Source organism: Burkholderia sp. AU17457 (genome assembly GCF_002223255.1).
GTDB classification, from domain to species: domain Bacteria; phylum Pseudomonadota; class Gammaproteobacteria; order Burkholderiales; family Burkholderiaceae; genus Burkholderia; species Burkholderia sola.
The window spans coordinates 1-546 of sequence record NZ_NKFB01000017.1 but is presented as its reverse complement, the minus strand read 5'-3'; the positions used below and the strand labels follow the sequence as shown (position 1 = coordinate 546).

General features: G+C 51.1%; 2 tRNA genes and 1 rRNA gene. All 3 read right to left on the bottom strand.

Annotated elements, in window-relative coordinates:
• Window positions 1–209: 209 nt before the first annotated feature.
• A tRNA-Ala gene (locus CFB49_RS35375) sits at window positions 210–285 on the bottom strand.
• A 38-nt stretch (window positions 286–323) separates the two neighbouring features.
• Window positions 324–400 (bottom strand) — tRNA-Ile (locus CFB49_RS35370).
• A gap of 64 nt (window positions 401–464) precedes the next feature.
• Window positions 465–546 (bottom strand): 16S ribosomal RNA (locus tag CFB49_RS35365); the annotation flags it as partial.

Here is a 546-nt window from a genome sequence, read left to right as displayed (position 1 = left end):
AGAGTTCGAATCATCTTGAGATACATCGATACAATCACAACCCGGATAGTTTCCACGTCCATCTCGAGACGCTTCCGCTATCCAAATTACTTACTTCTTCCAGATTGTTAAAGAACGACAGCCGATATCTGTTGATATCCTCTGACTGGCTCAATCGCCAATGACAAAGACTCGAACAACGTTTCGTTCGAACGCTTGTCATTGAGGATTGGTGGAGGCAGACGGGATCGAACCGACGACCCCCTGCTTGCAAAGCAGGTGCTCTCCCAGCTGAGCTATGCCCCCATGAGTACAGATGCCTCAGGTGTGTTACCGCCAGACAATGGTGGGTCTGGTTGGATTCGAACCAACGACCCCCGCCTTATCAAGACGGTGCTCTAACCGACTGAGCTACAGACCCCTGAGTCTGTCTTTAATTTACAGCCGATAAGCGTGAGCGCTCAACTTGTGCGAGATAGCTCTGGAAAGGAGGTGATCCAGCCGCACCTTCCGATACGGCTACCTTGTTACGACTTCACCCCAGTCATGAATCCTACCGTGGTGACC